This window comes from Streptococcus tangpeifui (genome assembly GCF_011038795.1).
GTDB lineage: Bacteria > Bacillota > Bacilli > Lactobacillales > Streptococcaceae > Streptococcus > Streptococcus tangpeifui.
Window position 1 is genome coordinate 18,288 of record NZ_JAAKDU010000015.1, and the last position, 16,980, is coordinate 35,267.

Sequence of the window (16,980 nt, forward strand, 5' to 3'; positions counted from 1 at the left end):
CCTTTATGTTTTATAGTCATAATGAAGCCGAGCTAATGGCTATTGGTTCTAGGATAGGGCAATCTTTGCAAGCGCAGGATGTCCTTATTTTGACCGGAGATCTGGGTGCTGGAAAAACAACTATCACTAAGGGAATTGCTAAAGCTCTAGGAATTTCACAGATGATTAAGAGTCCCACCTATACGATTATTAGAGAATATGAAGGAAATTTGCCTCTCTATCACTTGGATGTTTACCGTATCGGTGATGACCCAGATTCGATTGACCTAGATGATTTTCTCTTTGGTGATGGCGTCACCGTTATTGAATGGGGGGAGCTTTTGGCTGAAAATTTACCGAGTGATTACTTGGAGGTTATCATTGATAAATCCAGTGATGGCCGGCAGGTTGCTTTTAAGGCTAAGGGAAAGCGCTCAAAAGAACTTTTGGAGTCTATTAATGGTTGAAAGAGAGGTGCTTTTTGAAGAAGCTCAGTCTGGCGATGCTGCTCAATTAGTTGATTTTTTAGCTCAGGTCACAGCTGAAACGGATTTGATTAGTCAAACGGCTCCAGCCCTAACTGAAGCTGAAATGATAAATTTTCTGCTCAAGCAGGCAGAAAATCAGAAAGCCATCTGCCTTTTAGCTAAACTAGATTCACAGGTGATTGGCACTTTAAATGTAGTTGCTTACCAAAAAAATGACAGTTGGCTTGGCGACCTTTTCTTAGTTGTTGGTCAGGCCTATCGGGGTTACGGTATCGGTCAAACGCTCTTAGAGATGGCCCTAGATTGGGCAGAAACTATGCAGACTTTAGATAGTCTGGTACTAACGGTTCAAGTTCGCAATAAAAGGGCTCTTCATATTTACCAGAAGTTTGGCTTTAACATTGACAGTCTTCAACCATCTGCTTTAGTGGGTAAAGAGAATAATACGCTTGATGTCTACACTATGTCTAGATCAATAAAGTAAGGACTTATATGAAACTTGGAAGAAAAATACTTTTGATGTTGTTAACAATTTTTGTAACAACCTTTGTCGCAGTGCTTGTCTATACAGGAAATGCCCTTAATTTTTCCAATAACCAGTTGGGAAAAACCTTCAAGCAATTTGGGAAAAATAGTTCTGCTATTGAGCAAACTAAGCCTTTTTCAATTCTCTTAATGGGGGTTGATACTGGCGATAATCAACGTAAAGAGACTTGGGAAGGAAACAGTGATACCATGATTTTGGTCACAGTCAATCCCAAGACCAATCAGACGACCATGACCAGCTTGGAGCGGGATGTTCTGGTTAACCTAGCAGATGACTCTAGCCAAGAAGAGCAGGCAAAGCTGAATGCGGCCTATGCTAACGGTGGTACCAAGGAGGCCTTATCGGTTATCAGTGGCCTCCTTGATATTGATATTGATTACTATATGCAGGTCAACATGCAGGGCTTAGTTGACTTAGTGGATGCTGTCGGCGGTATCAAGGTCACCAATAATTTTGATTTTCCTATTTCGATTGAAGAGAATGAACCTGAGTACACAGCTAAGGTTGAACCTGGAACCCACCATATTAATGGTCAGCAAGCCTTGGTTTATGCCCGAATGCGATACGATGATCCTGAAGGGGATTATGGTCGGCAGAAGCGTCAGCGTGAAGTTATTCAGAAAGTAGTGTCTAAATTGTTAGACATGGGAAGCAGTGTAGGTAACTATCAAAAGATTCTCAGGGCGGTCAGCAAAAATATGCAGACTGACATTGACCTATCAACGGATAATTTGGGTAATCTCTTGGGCTACAAAGATGCTATTGGGCATGTTAAGACCTATCAACTTAAAGGAACGGATGCTTCTATCAATGGTGGTTCTTACCAGTTGGCAGATGTGAAAGGTATTCTTAAGATTCAAAATCGCATTAAAAAACAGTTAGGCCGAAAAGAAGGAACTAAGGAAACCCTGAAGACCAATGCGATTCTCTACGAGACCATCTATGGCGAAGGCTATTCGGATGTTTCTGGTGGTTCAGAAACGAGTGACTACAGCAGTGGTTACAGTAGCTATGATTCGGGAGCAGCTGGCGGGAACAATGGTGCTGTCGATGGCTATAGTGACAGCGGTGCTGGGGGCAATACTGGTGGTTACGCTCCAGCGCCGTCTGGCGGCTCTGGTACAGCCGGCGGTAATGATGTCTATAATAGCGGTACGGCTAGCTATTAAGACTCTTTGGTGTCGGATACATCATTGATTGGGTAATTGCTCTACCAAAGTTCAGCCTGCATGTTGTCACGGTACGATTCGTAGCGCTCGATGTTATTGTGGTAGGTGAGTTAGTGAGGACCTTAGTTAGATCCAGCAGCGGATTTAACTAAGGCTCCGACTTATCTATTTTTGAATTTCTTTGGATATAAACGAATAAAAGGCAGCTCGATCGAGCTGCCTTTTTGTGCACAATAGGGAAAATGAGAATACGTCCCAGATAAGAATTACCAAGCACTGCGCCAAACTTTCTATCTAAAATAATAGTTAACATGAGGCGGGAATTTTAGGTCTTCTGTCAGAACACCATTAAACTTGGTCTTGACCAGACCGCCAGCTTTCCATTCTTTGATTGATTTCATTGAGACGGGCTTGAGCTTCCTTGTTAATGAGCTTGAATTTATAGGTCAAGTCCTTCTTATAGTCATGGATTAAATTAGCTTGCTGGGCAATGATTTGCAGCTGATCTTGGATAATTTCAGAATCCACCTGAGCTCTGTCAAATGCTGTTAGGGTTTCTGCAAAGTCTGCCCTGATTTTGTCTCGATTTTGATAGGCTTTGTAGCTGGCAAAGGCTGCAAGGCCAAGCATAGCTATATGGGTGATTTTCATGCTTGCACCTCTTTTGCAATATCTTGAGCCAAGCGACCGAGAGCATCGAAGTCAGGTTCGTGTTCGGTAAATGTGATAGCAATTTCATCTTGACTGCTGTAACGGGGGATGATATGGATATGGGCGTGGAAGACGCTTTGACCAGCAATCTCTTCATTGTTGTTGAGAATATTGAGCCCCTTAGCCCCAGTCGCTGCCTTGACTGCTCGAGCTAGTTTAGGTAGACGGGCAAAAACATTAGCTGCAGTCTGGTCAGACATTTCTAACACATTGCGAACGTGCTCCTTGGGAATAACCAAAGTATGCCCCTTAGTCGTTTGAGAAATATCCAAGAAGGCTAGAACTTTATCGTCTTCATAGACCTTTGATGAGGGAATCTCTCCGGCGATGATTTTACAAAAAATACAATCAGACATGTTTTTCCTCCGCTTTTCTATCGGCTTCAAAAGGGGATAAACCCCAAAGGTTATCAAGTTTTTGATATAATGATTATATCAAAATTTAGAAGAGAACGTTATGTTAAAAATAGACAAAATGACAGGGGGCTACCGCAATATCCCTGTCTTAAAAGAGATTTCTTTTGAGGTTCCTGATGGTCAATTGGTCGGTCTTATTGGCCTTAATGGGGCCGGAAAATCAACGACTATCAAGGAAATTATCGGCCTTCTGACCCCTTATCAGGGAATTATTACTATTGATGACCTCAGCTTAGCTCAGGATAAGGAGGCCTATCGGAAAAAGATTGGCTTTATCCCTGAAACGCCCAGCCTCTACGAAGAACTGACCCTAAAAGAGCACCTAGAAACGGTGGCTATGGCTTACGATATTCCACTTGATAAGGCATTGGATAGGGCTCAAAAGCTCCTCAAAATCTTTCGTTTGGATGATAAATTGGACTGGTTCCCAGTTAATTTTTCTAAGGGAATGAAACAGAAAGTCATGATTATCTGTGCCTTTATCGTGGAGCCTAGGCTCTTGATTGTAGATGAGCCTTTCTTAGGATTAGATCCGGTTGCCATCAATGATTTGATTGATCTTTTAGAGGAGGAAAAAGCTAAGGGTGCTTCCATCCTCATGTCCACGCACGTTTTGGATTCGGCTGAAAAGATGTGCGATAGCTTTATCATCCTCCACCAAGGAAGAATTAGGGCTCAGGGGACTTTGGAGGATTTACGAGCTAACTTTAGTCAAGCAGATGCCAGCCTCAATGACATCTACATGGCTTTGACAAAAGAGGTCTAATATGAAAGAAGTATTTGCCAAACGTCGCTTCGACTTCAATCAGCAGTGCCTTAAGTACCTTCGTTATGTCCTCAATGACCATTTTGTTTTGGTACTAATTTTTCTTTTGGGCTTCATCCTCTATCAATATAGCAATTTACTTAAGCATTTTCCCAAAAATCATTGGCCTATCATCGCTGGCTTGATAATAGTCAGCTTAATCTTGCTCTGGTTGGGACGTGTTGCAACTTATTTAGAGCCAGCTGATCAGGTTTTCTTATTAACTCAGGAAGATGACTTAATTGCCCAAATCAAGCAGGCCAGATGGCGTAGTTTTCTGGTTTGGGGAAGTCTGCAAACCTTCTTCTTGCTGATTCTAGCTCCTCTCTTTTTGGTCTTAGGTTTGTCGAAACTAGGCTTTGTAACTCTGTTGGTGATGATGCTGGTCATCAAGGGAACCCTAGTCCTTTTTAAAAGTCGAAAACTCCTTGTGGGAGAAAAATTAAATTGGGAAGAAACCTTAGCTCAAGAACAGGGACGAAAACAAGCCATTCTAAAATTTTATTCTCTTTTTACTAATGTTAAGGGAATTTCCAGTCAAACAAAGCGGCGGGCCTACTTGGATTTCTTCCTAGCTGGTCTGGCGAAGAGACAGTCTAAGCTCTGGTCCAATCTTTATCTGCGGGCCTATTTACGCAGTGGAGATTATCTGGCCTTAACCTTGCGGCTCTTGTTTCTCAGCCTGCTCAGTTTGGTTTTCGTCAAGGCGAAGTTGGTTGCTCTGGCCTTGACCCTGATTTTTAATTATCTCCTGCTCTTTCAACTGCTGGCCTTGGCCAAGCATTATGATTATCAATATTTAACTCATCTCTTCCCTTTAGGAACGAGCTTGAAAAAGATCAATCTCAAGCAGGTGCTGCGTGGAATTCTCTATGGTCTGGTTCTGCTTGAAGGGACTGCCTTGCTCATTTTTGCCTTTTCATGGCAGAATATGGGCCTCCTGCTAGGAATCAGCCTCCTGCTGGTTGAGGTCTACCTGCCTTATAAGTTGAATAAATTATTTGCTTGAGTGAGCCTAAAAACAGTCTTGCTTAATATTGACTAGGCTGGATAAAACCAGTAAAATAAGAGAGCAATTAATAGCCCCCACTAACCTAGTGGCAGGGGATCCTAGATAAAGAAAATACATGGAGGAAAGAAATTTGGCTACAACTGATTCAGATTTAACGCTAAAACCCTTGCGGGGCAAGAGCGGTAAGGCCTATGTGGGAACCTATCCCAACGGCGACCGAGTTTTTGTCAAAATGAATACGACCCCGATTCTGGCTGCCTTAGCCAAAGAACAAATCGCTCCTCAGCTCCTTTGGGCTAAACGTATGTCTAATGGAGATGTCATGAGTGCTCAAGAATGGCTCAATGGTCGAATTCTCAATAAGCAGGATATGACTAGCAAACAAATCATTCAAATTCTTCTGCGAATGCACCGCTCGAGGACTCTAGTTAACCAGCTCATGCAGCTCAACTACCGGATCGAAAAGCCTTATGATTTGGTTGTGGACTGGGAAAATAGTGTTCCTGAGCAATTGCGAGCCAACTCCTTCTTGCAATCTATTGCCAAGGAATTGAAAGATAATCTGCCGGAATTTGACCAAGACAAGGCTACGATTGTCCACGGTGATTTGCGCCACAGCAATTGGGTCATCACAACTAGCGGTCTAATCTATTTGGTAGACTGGGACTCCGTTCGCTTGACCGACCGCATGTATGATGTGGCTTATATGCTCAGCCACTACATTCCTTATACACACTGGAATGAATGGCTGAGCTATTATGGGTACAAGACCAATGATTTGGTTATGGCAAAGGTGGCTTGGTTTGGCCAACTGTCCTACCTGACCCAAATTCTTAAATGTTACGATGAAAATGATATGGAACACGTTAATCAGGAAATTTATGATTTGCGGAAGTTCCGTGATGTTCTTGGAAAGAATTAGATGCGAGTTAGAAGACGTAAAGGTGCCGAAGAGCATCTAGCCAATCACCCTCATTACGTGATTGTAAATCCCGAGAATGCCAAAGGAAAATGGCAGGAAATTTTTGGCAATGATAAGCCGATTCATATTGAAGTTGGTTCTGGTAAAGGGGCCTTCATTACAGGAATGGCCTTACAGAACCCTGATATCAACTATATCGGGATTGACATTCAAGTTTCAGTACTCAGCTATGCTTTGGACAAGGTGCTGGCTAGTGGAGCAGAAAATATTCGCCTCCTGCAAGTTGATGGTTCCAGCTTGACAAATTATTTTACAGATGGGGAGATTGACTTACTCTATCTTAATTTCTCAGACCCTTGGCCTAAGAAAAAGCATGCCAAGCGCCGTCTGACCTATAAGACCTTCTTAGATACCTACAAACAGATTTTGCCTGAACATGGTGAGATTCACTTCAAAACCGATAACCGTGGTCTCTTTGAATACAGCTTAGCCAGTTTCTCTCAATATGGTATGGTCCTTAAACAGGTTTGGCTGGACCTCCATGCCAGTGATTTTCAAAACAATGTCATGACAGAGTATGAAAAGAAATTTTCCACCAAAGGTCAGGTTATCTATCGGGTAGAGGCGAGATTTTAGATTTGTAATTGCGGTGATAAGTTCGGTAGTCGGTTGAGCTACCAAGGCTGAGCTTCAGAAATTAAGAAGCATTTCTTAAAGATGTTTATCCAGAGTTTAATGAAAAAAATCATTTTGAAAAATTGTTAATTCATGTTATAATGTCACTCGTGTGGCATTTATTACGGAGAGGTCGCATAGTGGCCGAGTGCGCACGCTTGGAAAGCGTGTAGTCCTTAACGGGGCTCGGGGGTTCGAATCCCCTCCTCTCCTTAGAGACAAAGGCAGGTTGGCGAAGAAATATTTCTGTGGGGAATAAGAAACTTAACCATATTGGAAAGGTGACTTTCTCCCAAAAATTGCTAAAAAGCAACTAATCCCTTGCAATTAGAGGATTGATGTGCTACACTATAGAAAATAATACAGAAAGGGGCGGAGTTGAATGACTTCGCCTCTTAGCTATGTATAGACCTTTGTTGGTATTATTTTAAGTAAAAACTAGAAAGTAGAGGTAGTTGCTATCGCTAATCAAACGCTTATTGATACAGTTACTCAGGTCGTTGCTCCTGCTATTCCAGAGCCCTTCGAATTGGTTGATGTGGTGTATGAAAAGATGGGGGCTGATTATGTTTTGTCCATTCTGGTGGATAAGCCAGAAGGGATTACGGTAGATGATACCGCTGAGCTGACAGATATCATCAGTCCGCTCTTAGATACCATCAAGCCTGACCCCTTTCCAAGCCAGTATATGCTGGAAATTTCTAGCCCTGGTTTAGAACGGCCTCTGAAAACGGCCGAAAGTCTCAAGGCAGCTATCGGTTCCTACGTCAATGTCAGCCTGTACAAAGCCATTGATAAGGTCAAAGTTTTTGAGGGAGAGCTGCTAGATTTTGATGGTCAAAATTTAACTCTGGAATATCTGGATAAGACTCGCAAAAGGCAAGTAGAAATCCCTTACTCGACAGTTGCTAAAGCTCGTTTGGCTGTTAAGCTTTAGTCGGATTGATCAGGAACGAGTCAGCTGACCTACAAGCTTTCTAGTGAGTCTGGATACAGCCAAGTCAAGATAGTTTATCATTTTTGGATGTTCCAAAAATCCAAGTGCGTATTGAAAAACATAGAAAGGATAGAAGTTCCGCCGATCGGCGGATAAAAACACTTATGAGCAAAGAAATGCTAGAAGCCTTCCGTGTTCTGGAAGAAGAAAAACATATCGACAAAAACGACATTATTGATGCAGTGACTGAGTCACTTAAATCTGCTTACAAACGTCGCTATGGTCAATCTGACAGTTGTGAGGTCGAATTTAATGAGAAGACAGGGGATTTTCAAGTCTATAGCGTGCGTGAAGTTGTCGAAGAAGTTTTTGACAGCCGTCTGGAAATCAGCCTAGCGGATGCCCTCAAGATCAGCTCAGCCTACGAGCTGGGTGACAAGATTCGTTTTGAAGAATCCGTTAAAGAATTCGGTCGTGTCGCTGCCCAATCTGCTAAGCAAACCATCATGGAAAAAATGCGCCGTCAGATGCGGGAAATCACCTACAATGAGTACAAAGAGCATGAAGGTGAAATCATGACTGGAACGGTTGAACGTTTCGATCAACGCTTCATCTATGTCAACCTAGGCTCGATCGAAGCTCAGCTGTCCCACCAAGACCAAATTCCTGGCGAGACATTCAAATCCCATGATCGTATTGAAGTCTATGTTTACAAGGTGGAAAACAATCCTCGCGGTGTCAATGTTTTCGTTAGTCGGAGCCATCCGCAATTCATCAAACGTATCATGGAGCAAGAAATTCCTGAAGTTTTTGATGGTACTGTTGAAATCATGAGTGTCTCTCGGGAAGCTGGGGATCGCACCAAAGTTGCGGTTCGCAGTCACAACCCTAATGTGGATGCTATCGGAACGATCGTTGGTCGCGGCGGTGCTAATATCAAAAAAGTTGTCAGCAAGTTCCACCCAGTTCGCCTAGATCCTAAGTCAGGTTTAGCTGTTCCTGTCGAAGAAAATATCGACGTTATTCAATGGGAAGAAGATCCAGCTGAATTTATCTATAATGCAATTGCGCCAGCGGAAGTAGATTATGTTATCTTCGATGATGAAAATAGCAAGCACGCTACGGTGGTTGTTCCAGACAATAAACTGTCATTGGCAATCGGCCGTCGTGGTCAAAATGTTCGTCTAGCCGCTCACCTGACTGGTTATCGTATCGATATTAAGTCAGCGACAGAATACGAAGCGGCCATGGAAGCAGAAGAAGCTTATGAAACTGAGGCTGATGACTTGGTGGAAGATACAAATTTGGAAACAGTTGACCAAGTACAAGCAGAAGAAGTTGCTCAGGCTAACCTTGATGCTGAACTGACCCAAGCTGAGTCAGCAGAAGCAGAATAAGAAGTTAAGGAAGGTGTTTTATGGCTAAAACAAGAAAAATACCTTTAAGAAAATCAGTTGTTTCCGGTCAAGTGATTGACAAGAGAGATCTCCTTAGAATTGTTAAAAATAAGGAAGGTCAAGTTTTCATTGATCCAACAGGTAAGCAAAACGGTCGAGGAGCCTATATCAAACTAGATAATGAGGAAGCCCAGTTGGCCAAGAAAAAGCGGGTTTTTAACCATAGTTTTTCTATGACTATTCCCGAAGAATTCTACGATGAATTGATTGCTTATGTGGATCACAAGGTCAAAAGGAGAGAGTTGGGCCTTGACTAGTTTAGAGAAATTATCAAATCTATTGGGTCTAGCTCAGCGAGCCGGAGCACTTATCTCTGGTGAAGGCTTGGTCATCAAGGCTATCCAGAAGCATCAGACCAGATTAGTTTTTCTGGCACATGATGCTGCTCCAAATTTGACCAAAAAAGTAACTGATAAATGTCAATATTATGATATAGAAGTCTCCACAGTGTTTTCATCACTGGAATTAAGCGTTGCCATCGGTCGCTCCAGAAAAGTTTTGGCCGTGACTGACGCTGGATTTGCAAAGAAAATGAGGACTCTTATGAACTAAAAGAATAGGAGGACATGATTTGTCTAAGAAAAGATTGTACGAAATTGCCAAAGAACTCGGCAAACCAAGTAAAGATGTGGTGGAAAAGGCTAAGAGTTTAGGTTTGGATGTTAAGAGCCACGCTTCTAGCGTAGAAGATACCGATGCCAAACGCATTGTCAGTAGTTTTTCATCGGCTGCCAAGCCCCAAGCCCCAAAAGCAGTAACGCCAAAGGCTGACCAAGCTGACAGTAAGGTTACGGCTAAGTCGAATCAACCAGCTAAGTCTGAAGCAGAAGCTAAGCCAGCTCAAGGGACCAAACCAGCCTCAGAAAAAGCTGCTCAGGTTAAACCAACTGCCAAGTCAAAGCCCAAAATTCGTAATTTTAAAGCAGAACGTGAAGCTAAGGCCAAGGCAGAAGCAGAGCGTCGACAAAATCAAGGAAACAAAGGTAAGCAGAATAGCCGTGGTGATCGTCGCAATAATGATCGCCGTGGTGATCGCGACAATCGTTCAGGTAATCGTAATGATCAAAGAAACAATCGCAATCAGACCAATCAAGGCCCACGGATTGATTTCAAAGCTAGAGCTGCTGCGCTTAAGGCCGAACAAAATGCAGAATATTCGCGCCAAAGTGAAGTTCGTTTCCGCCAAGAGCAAGAAAATAAGGCAGCGATGGCGCGCCAACAAGAAGAAGCTCGTAAAAATAAACGAACAGCCCAAGATCAAGTTCAGGATCAGCCTGCTAAACCGACTCAAGTGGCCCCTGCTCCAGCAGCAGTCGCTTCTAAGCCAGCCCCAGCTAAGGATACTCGCCGCAAGAAATCCAATCGTTCAGACAAATCACGTGACTTTTCACATAAGAATGAAGATGGACCAAAACAAAGCAGAAATAAGAAGTGGAATAATCAAAATCAAGTGAGAAATCAAAGAAATAGTAATTGGAATCATAAGAAGAAAAAAGGGAAGAATAACCGCAATAAGGATGTGGCTCCAAAACCAGTCACCGAGCGTAAATTCCATGAGTTGCCTAAGGAATTTGAATATACTGAAGGTATGACAGTTGCAGATATCGCAAAACGTATCAAACGCGAACCTGCTGAAATTGTTAAAAAGCTCTTTATGATGGGCGTAATGGCCACACAAAATCAATCCTTGGATGCAGAAACAATTGAGCTTTTGATGGTAGATTATGGTATCGAGCCTAAGAAAAAGGTTGAAGTTGACGATGCCGACATCGAGCGTTTCTTTGTCGATGATGACTATCTCAATGAAGACCAGTTAGTTGAACGGGCTCCAGTTGTAACAATTATGGGACACGTTGACCATGGTAAAACAACCTTACTGGATACCCTGCGCAATTCTCGTGTTGCTACGGGTGAAGCTGGTGGTATTACCCAACATATCGGGGCTTATCAGATTGATGCCAACGGTAAGAAGATCACCTTCCTAGATACTCCAGGACACGCGGCCTTTACTTCAATGCGTGCGCGTGGTGCCTCTGTTACTGATATCACGATCTTGATCGTCGCTGCGGATGATGGGGTTATGCCACAGACCATCGAAGCTATCAATCACTCTAAGGCTGCTGGCGTCCCAATTATTGTAGCCATCAATAAGATTGATAAGCCAGGAGCCAATCCTGAACGAGTTATCGGAGAACTGGCCGAACATGGGGTTATCTCGACAGCTTGGGGCGGTGAGTCAGAATTCGTTGAAATTTCGGCTAAATTTGGTCAAAATATTGATGAGCTCTTAGAAACTGTCCTTCTGGTTGCAGAATTGGAAGAGCTCAAGGCAGATCCAACCGTTCGTGCTATCGGTACCGTTATTGAAGCCCGTCTGGATAAAGGAAAAGGTGCTGTGGCTACCCTCTTGGTTCAACAAGGAACGCTGCACGTCCAAGATCCAATCGTTGCGGGCAATACCTTTGGCCGAGTTCGTGCTATGGCTAATGATTTGGGGCGCCGTGTTAAGACTGCCTTGCCATCTACGCCAGTTTCTATCACTGGGCTTAATGAAGCGCCTATGGCTGGTGATCATTTCGCCGTCTATGAAGACGAAAAAGCTGCTCGGGCAGCTGGTGAAGAACGGGCTAAACGGGCTCTACTCAAACAACGTCAAGTTAATCATCGCGTCAGCTTAGAAAATCTCTTTGATACTCTGAAAGATAGTGAAGTTAAGTCTGTTAATGTGATTATCAAGGCTGATGTGCAAGGTTCTGTTGAAGCCTTAGCTACCTCTCTTCAAAAGATTGAAGTGGAAGGTGCCAAAGTTACCATCGTTCACTCGGCTGTCGGTGCCATCAATGAATCTGATATTACTCTGGCTGAGGCTTCTGATGCGGTTGTTATTGGTTTCAATGTTCGCCCTACTCCGCAGGCTCGTGCTCAAGCTGAAAGTGATGAAGTTGAAATTCGTCTTCACAGCATTATCTATAAGGTTATCGAAGAAATTGAAGATGCCATGAAGGGTATGCTGGATCCTGAATACGAAGAAAAAATCATGGGTGAGGCTATTATCCGTGAAACATTCAAAGTATCTAAGGTCGGTACTATCGGTGGATTCATGGTTACCAGTGGTAAAGTCACTCGTGACTCTAGCGTCCGAGTTATTCGTGATGGTGTTGTTATCTACGATGGGAAGTTAGCCAGCTTGCGTCACTTCAAAGATGATGTCAAAGAAATTGGTAACGCTCAAGAAGGCGGTCTCATGATTGAAGGCTATAATGATATTAAAGTGGATGATACTATTGAAGCCTATATCATGGAAGAAATTGAGCGCTAAGCCTCTTGCTATACGAAGAAAGAAGGAGTGAGCGCATGGCTAATTCATTTCGTACCGATCGGGTTGGAATGGAGATTAAGCGGGAAGTCAATGAAATTCTGCAAAAGAAGGTTCGTGATCCCCGTGTCTCTGGTGTAACCATCACCGATGTCCAAATGCTAGGAGACTTATCCATGGCTAAGGTCTACTACACCATTATGAGTGACCTAGCTTCGGATAATCAAAAAGCCCAAACGGGTCTAGAAAAGGCCAAGGGAACTATTAAACGGGAACTTGGTAAGAATCTCCAAATGTATAAAATTCCAGATTTAACTTTCATCAAAGATGAATCTATTGCCTATGGTAATAAGATTGACCAGATGTTGCGCGATTTGGAAAGTAAGAAATAAATAGTTAGAGACTGAGAGAGACAGCCAATTCGCTATAGTGGTTGGCAGTAGTTATGAATGTGGGGCATTGAGACAAAAAATCTTGCTGTAGCTTAATGAAACTGCGCAGGGGATAGCAATCTATTTCCATTCGAACCTTAAAATGGAAGAGCAAAGAAAAATGAAGTCGTTATTTTATGGTGGATTTACCGATTTCTGTCCAACTTTCATAACCCCATTTTCATTGTGAGATCATTTATCAGCAATTCCTGTCTCTTGATGCAAAATTCAAAAACGAGCAAAATTAGAATTTTCAGCATTAGAAAACTAACTTTGTTCGTTTTTTTGTGCTGTTATCAGTCTTTTATTTTATACTTGTATTCAGTAGCCAATTGAGGATAGGTAGGAGAATAGAATGGATATAAAGGAGTTATTTGAAAGAGATTCGGATATCGTGAGAATTTTAACGATCATAGATCAGCTGGGACTTTCAGATGCATGGCTGGCAGCAGGAACCTTACGAAATTTTGTCTGGAACAAATTATCTGGTTATCCAGCTTTTGATAAAGAGACAGATGTTGATGTTGTTTTCTTTGATCAGACTATAACCTATGAAGAGACATTAGAAATAGAAAAGCGACTCCGCAAAGAGCATCCAACTTATAATTGGGAGCTGAGAAATCAAGCAGTTATGCATAGCCATAGTCCTAACACTCGCCCCTATACTAGTTCCAAAGATGCCATTAGCAAATATCCTGAGAGATGCACAGCAATTGGGGCTAGGCTTGACAACGACCAACACATAGAATTATTTTTGCCCTATGGGATAGAGGATATTCTATCTTTTAAGATTAGACCCACCCCTCATTTTCAAATAGATAAAGATAGAATGACTGTTTATCATGACCGTTTAGCTCAGAAAAATTGGCAATCTAAGTGGCCACAGCTAAAAATTGAAAACTGACTGTTAGCTAACCCTGATAACTTGCTTCTTACAGGTTATTTTAATTTACATTTGTAAACGATTCTGTTATAATATATCTACAAATGTAGATGGATTTAAAAAGAAGGAGGTGGAGTCCATGATTTCAAATGCAGAATGGGAAGTCCTGCGAGTCGTCTGGACAAAAGGGCAGGTCACCAGTAAACAAATTATCGCTGTTTTGGCTAATAAGAAGGAGTGGTCAGAGTCCACCATCAAAACTTTGATCGGCCGTTTAGTTGATAAGGGCATTTTGCTTAGCCGCCGCGAGGGACGCAGCTATCTTTATTGGACTGAAGTATCAGAAGATGATGCAAACCTAGCTTGCCTGAAAGGAGAGCTGGATAAGATTTGTGTCACCCAGCATACAGACCTTCTGGGAAAATTGCTAGTAGAAACACCTATGACGGCGCAAGATATCAAGACGCTGCAGGATATCTTGTCTGCTAAACAGGCCGTTACCGAAGTAACCTGCGACTGCACGCCTGGTCAGTGTCGCTGTCACGAAACTGGTGCAGCCTAATCAATTAGTAAGGAGGTATTTTTCATGGTTAAAGAAACCTATGTTGTTGATGGAATGGTCTGTGCAGCCTGTGCAGCCACAGTCGAAGGAGCTGTCAAAAAATTAAAAGGTATAGAAAGTTGCGCTGTTAATCTAACTACTGAAAAGATGGCAGTGACCTACGATCAGCAACAACTAGATGCTGATCGGATAGCAAAAGCGGTTGCAGATTCGGGTTACCGTGCCCATGTTTTTGATGAAAAGAAAGATGCCAGCCAAGAAGAGCGAGAGCTAAAGCGCCTTGCTGGTATGAAAGTCCGCTTGATTTGGTCTGCAATCTTTACCCTTCCTCTATTATATATATCAATGGGAAGTATGGTGGGACTGCCCCTGCCGCAGATTTTAGATCATCACTCTCATCCACTGGTTTTTGTTCTGAGTCAGCTTCTATTAACAGTACCAGTTATGGTATTGGGCTGGCATTTTTACAGATCAGGATTTAAATCTCTGAGCAAGGCCCATCCTAATATGGATAGCCTAGTTGCAGTAGCAACCAGCGCAGCCTTTCTTTACAGTCTTTATAGCACCTACCATGTGATTTTGGGACATCACCACCACATCCATCAACTCTACTTCGAGTCTGTTGCGGTTATTTTGACCCTGATTACTCTCGGAAAGTTTTTTGAAACTCTTTCTAAGGGTCGTACCTCTGAAGCCATTAAAAAACTCATGCACCTTTCGGCTAAAGAAGCCTTGGTGATCCGAGATAATCAGGAAATACTGCTGCCTATTGAGGAGTTGGTCATTGGCGATCGCGTTTTAGTTAAACCGGGTGAAAAAATTCCAGTCGACGGTCAAATAGTAACTGGTCAATCCTCAATTGATGAGTCCATGCTGACAGGAGAATCTATCCCTGTTGAAAAAACTGTCGGTGATCAAGTTTATGGTGGTTCTATTAATAGTCAGGGAGCTTTAACTGTTCAGGCTGAAAAATTGGGCAAAGATACACTGCTCTCACAGATTATTCAGTTAGTGGAGGAGGCGCAAGAAACCAAGGCACCGATTGCCAAAATTGCCGATCAGGTTTCAGGCGTTTTCGTACCGATTGTCATGGGAATCGCCTTTGTGACAGGTCTGGTTTGGTTCTTCATCGGTGGAGAGTCCTTTACTTTTGCTTTGACTGTGGCCGTTAGTGTTTTAGTGATAGCTTGTCCTTGTGCTCTGGGGCTGGCAACACCGACTGCAATCATGGTTGGGACAGGCCTGGCAGCTGAACATGGTATTCTTTTCAAATCTGGTGATAGTCTTGAATTAGTTCATCAAGTTGATACCATTGTTTTTGACAAGACAGGAACGCTGACCCAAGGGAAGCCAGAACTGCTATCGGTTTACAACTATGCAGGCGATTTAGATCAGACATCTTTACTGACTGTCATAGCTAGTCTAGAGGCCAATTCTAGTCATCCTATCAGTTCAGCAATCGTTGCTAAGGCTAAAGAAGACCAGCTTCAGTTATTAGATGTAGAGCAGTTTGAGAACCTAGCTGGTTTTGGACTTAAAGGCCAAATCAATGAGCAAGAATGGTTAATTGGTAATAAAAATCTGATGGAGCAGGCCTCTATTGATCTCACCCCAGCTCGCTCTGATTTTGATTTGTTGACACAGCAAGGACAGACCCCAATCTACGCTGCCAGTCAAGGACAGTTAATGGGGTTATTAGGAGTGGCTGATCAGCTTAAGCCAGACAGTCAAGAAGCTTTGAGCCAGCTTAAAGAACGTGGCTTTGATCTCGTTATGTTAACAGGAGATAATGAGCAAACGGCACAAGCTATTGCTCGAAAGGCAGGACTTGACCACGTGATTAGCCAAGTGCTTCCTGATCAAAAAGCCCAAACAATCAGTGATTTACAAGCTCAAGGTAAAAAAGTCGCCATGGTCGGTGATGGTATCAATGATGCACCAGCTTTAGCAACAGCTGATGTTGGCTTAGCCATGGGGGCTGGGACTGATATCGCTATTGAATCAGCCGATGTTGTGCTGATGAAGCCTGATTTAATGGACGTTGCTAAGGCCATGACGGTCAGTCAAGCCACCATTAAAACTATTAAGGAAAATCTTTTTTGGGCTTTTATCTATAATATTTTAGCTATTCCCGTTGCTATGGGTGTGTTGTACTTATTTGGAGGGCCACTTTTGAATCCTATGCTGGCAGGTCTTGCCATGAGCTTTAGTTCGGTTTCAGTAGTTCTCAATAGTCTTCGATTGAAGTATCGAAAGGTATAATATAGAAGAACGGTTATAAGTTATAATCATCAGAGCAGACATCATCAATCGAAAAAAGCTATTTTGGACTCTTCTTCTAAATTTCGGCTTCTTTGAAACTTTGATGATTCTTCAGTAACTTGTCTATTTTCTCTTGAATCGCTTAACAGCTTAATATCTTATAAAAGGAGTTTATTATGTCAAAAATCTATCAAGTATCAGGAATGAAATGTGATGGCTGTGCTAAAACAGTCACTGACAAACTTTCAGCAGTTAAAGGCGTCGAATCAGCTACTGTTGATCTTGAAAAAAATCAGGTCACCATCGAAGGAAAAGCTTGGAAATGGTCGCTGAAGCACGCTTTGAAAGGGACCAACTACCAATTAGGTCGTGAAGTTTAATTCTCGTAGCAAATATTTGGCAAAGTCA

The 16,980-nt window shown here is 42.6% G+C and carries 19 protein-coding genes and 1 tRNA gene; 18 read left to right on the top strand and 2 right to left on the bottom strand.

The annotated features are described in order from the left end of the window. The first annotated feature begins 5 nt into the window (after positions 1–5). The 3 genes from tsaE to lytR are packed head-to-tail and all read left to right on the top strand — an operon-like array spanning position 6 to position 2,183. Positions 6–446 carry a tRNA (adenosine(37)-N6)-threonylcarbamoyltransferase complex ATPase subunit type 1 TsaE gene (gene tsaE / locus G7Y32_RS09680; protein ID WP_165213212.1) on the top strand — a complete coding sequence of 147 codons (441 nt, stop codon included), beginning with the start codon at positions 6–8 and terminating at the stop codon, positions 444–446. Continuing rightward, entirely contained in the window at positions 439–951 is a 513-nt protein-coding gene (locus tag G7Y32_RS09685; RefSeq protein WP_165213214.1) for a GNAT family N-acetyltransferase, read from the top strand. The genes tsaE and G7Y32_RS09685 overlap by 8 nt, the downstream gene beginning before the upstream one ends. A gap of 8 nt (positions 952–959) precedes the next feature. Further along, a complete protein-coding gene (gene lytR, locus G7Y32_RS09690) occupies positions 960–2,183 on the top strand; it encodes a glycopolymer--peptidoglycan transferase LytR (protein WP_165213216.1) in 1,224 nt (407 codons plus the stop codon). A gap of 348 nt (positions 2,184–2,531) precedes the next feature. Here lytR and G7Y32_RS09695 read toward each other — a convergent pair whose 3' ends face one another. Together G7Y32_RS09695 and G7Y32_RS09700 are read right to left on the bottom strand one after the other, a co-directional pair. Beyond that, positions 2,532–2,834: a hypothetical protein gene (locus tag G7Y32_RS09695; protein WP_165213218.1), complete on the bottom strand. Its 303-nt coding sequence runs from the start codon at positions 2,832–2,834 to the stop codon at positions 2,532–2,534. Next, positions 2,831–3,250 (bottom strand): HIT family protein, encoded by a 420-nt coding sequence (locus G7Y32_RS09700; protein WP_165213220.1) that lies wholly within the window; start codon positions 3,248–3,250, stop codon positions 2,831–2,833. Before G7Y32_RS09700 ends, G7Y32_RS09695 begins: the two co-directional genes overlap by 4 nt. Before the next feature lie 100 nt (positions 3,251–3,350). Here G7Y32_RS09700 and G7Y32_RS09705 point away from each other — a divergent pair, with 100 nt between their 5' ends. The 15 genes from G7Y32_RS09705 (at position 3,351) to copZ (ending at position 16,952) form a co-directional block, all read left to right on the top strand. Further along, entirely contained in the window at positions 3,351–4,076 is a 726-nt protein-coding gene (locus G7Y32_RS09705; protein ID WP_165213222.1) for an ABC transporter ATP-binding protein, read from the top strand. A gap of 1 nt (position 4,077) precedes the next feature. Further along, complete coding sequence (locus tag G7Y32_RS09710) at positions 4,078–5,124, top strand: ABC transporter permease (RefSeq protein WP_165213224.1); 1,047 nt, start codon at positions 4,078–4,080, stop codon at positions 5,122–5,124. Positions 5,125–5,242: 118 nt separating this feature from the next. After that, the gene (gene ccrZ, locus G7Y32_RS09715) at positions 5,243–6,049 is read left to right on the top strand and encodes a cell cycle regulator CcrZ (RefSeq protein ID WP_398600683.1); all 807 of its coding nucleotides are present in this window, start codon (positions 5,243–5,245) and stop codon (positions 6,047–6,049) included. Beyond that, on the top strand, positions 6,050–6,685 hold the full coding sequence (trmB, locus tag G7Y32_RS09720) for a tRNA (guanosine(46)-N7)-methyltransferase TrmB (protein WP_165213228.1): 636 nt from the start codon (positions 6,050–6,052) through the stop codon (positions 6,683–6,685). A gap of 165 nt (positions 6,686–6,850) precedes the next feature. Continuing rightward, a tRNA-Ser gene (locus G7Y32_RS09725) sits at positions 6,851–6,937 on the top strand. 247 nt (positions 6,938–7,184) lie between these two features. After that, positions 7,185–7,661 carry a ribosome maturation factor RimP gene (gene rimP, locus G7Y32_RS09730; protein WP_165213260.1) on the top strand — a complete coding sequence of 159 codons (477 nt, stop codon included), beginning with the start codon at positions 7,185–7,187 and terminating at the stop codon, positions 7,659–7,661. Positions 7,662–7,825: 164 nt separating this feature from the next. After that, complete coding sequence (gene nusA / locus G7Y32_RS09735) at positions 7,826–9,058, top strand: transcription termination factor NusA (protein ID WP_165213230.1); 1,233 nt, start codon at positions 7,826–7,828, stop codon at positions 9,056–9,058. A gap of 20 nt (positions 9,059–9,078) precedes the next feature. Further along, a complete protein-coding gene (gene rnpM, locus G7Y32_RS09740; protein ID WP_165213232.1) occupies positions 9,079–9,375 on the top strand; it encodes an RNase P modulator RnpM in 297 nt (98 codons plus the stop codon). After that, entirely contained in the window at positions 9,368–9,670 is a 303-nt protein-coding gene (locus tag G7Y32_RS09745; RefSeq protein ID WP_165213234.1) for a YlxQ-related RNA-binding protein, read from the top strand. The genes rnpM and G7Y32_RS09745 overlap by 8 nt, the downstream gene beginning before the upstream one ends. A 19-nt stretch (positions 9,671–9,689) precedes the next feature. After that, entirely contained in the window at positions 9,690–12,437 is a 2,748-nt protein-coding gene (gene infB, locus G7Y32_RS09750) for a translation initiation factor IF-2 (protein ID WP_165213236.1), read from the top strand. A 35-nt stretch (positions 12,438–12,472) separates the two neighbouring features. Further along, positions 12,473–12,826, top strand: coding sequence for a 30S ribosome-binding factor RbfA (gene rbfA, locus G7Y32_RS09755; RefSeq protein WP_165213238.1), 354 nt, complete (start codon positions 12,473–12,475; stop codon positions 12,824–12,826). Between the two features lie 394 nt (positions 12,827–13,220). Further along, the gene (locus tag G7Y32_RS09760) at positions 13,221–13,769 is read left to right on the top strand and encodes a nucleotidyltransferase family protein (RefSeq protein WP_165213240.1); all 549 of its coding nucleotides are present in this window, start codon (positions 13,221–13,223) and stop codon (positions 13,767–13,769) included. A gap of 118 nt (positions 13,770–13,887) precedes the next feature. Beyond that, positions 13,888–14,310, top strand: coding sequence for a CopY/TcrY family copper transport repressor (locus G7Y32_RS09765; RefSeq protein ID WP_165213242.1), 423 nt, complete (start codon positions 13,888–13,890; stop codon positions 14,308–14,310). Between the two features lie 24 nt (positions 14,311–14,334). After that, entirely contained in the window at positions 14,335–16,572 is a 2,238-nt protein-coding gene (locus tag G7Y32_RS09770) for a heavy metal translocating P-type ATPase (RefSeq protein ID WP_165213244.1), read from the top strand. A 176-nt stretch (positions 16,573–16,748) separates the two neighbouring features. Further along, the gene (copZ, locus tag G7Y32_RS09775) at positions 16,749–16,952 is read left to right on the top strand and encodes a copper chaperone CopZ (RefSeq protein WP_165213246.1); all 204 of its coding nucleotides are present in this window, start codon (positions 16,749–16,751) and stop codon (positions 16,950–16,952) included. The last annotated feature ends 28 nt before the right edge of the window (positions 16,953–16,980 follow it).